The organism is Parasphingorhabdus sp. (assembly GCF_036963805.1).
Lineage (GTDB): Bacteria > Pseudomonadota > Alphaproteobacteria > Sphingomonadales > Sphingomonadaceae > Parasphingorhabdus.
Map to the genome: position 1 here is coordinate 1 of NZ_JBALUN010000060.1, position 548 is coordinate 548.

General features: G+C 63.3%; 1 protein-coding gene. It reads left to right on the top strand.

Annotated features, from left to right (window positions below; translation table 11 throughout):
* Positions 1–548: chorismate-binding protein (locus V7676_RS18770; protein ID WP_335661076.1), on the top strand; the 548-nt coding region annotated here is incomplete at both ends.

Here is a 548-nt window from a genome sequence, read left to right on the forward strand (position 1 = left end):
GATGGAGATTATCGACGAGCTCGAGCTGGCCGCAGGTGGCAGCGGACCGCGCGGCATCTATTGCGGCTCGATCGGCCGGATCGACGCGCCGGACGAACAGGGTCGCTCCGACGCCGCCTTCAATGTCGCGATCCGCACCTTCTTCCTGCAAGAGGGCAAAGAAACGCTTTCCATCGGGCTCGGCTCTGGCATAGTGGCGGACTCGAACGGGGATGACGAATGGCGGGAATGTCTCGCCAAGGGGAGATTTGCCAAAGTGGATGCCAATGCGGAAGGGGGCCACAAGGTCGACCTGATCGAAACCATGGCCTTTGATCCCGCCAGCGGCATCAAGCGGCTGGAACCGCATCTCGAGCGGATGAAGACCAGCGCCGCCACCCTGCAATATGAATTCGACCGCCACGCCGCCCGCAACGCGATCCAGGCGATCACCTTTCATCAGGAAGCCCCCGCGATGGTCCGGCTGCATCTCGGCCAGTCGGGTGAGCTGGCGATCGAACTAAAACCGATGCCCGCCCCGCAGGACGGACCGGTGCAATGTCGGCTGG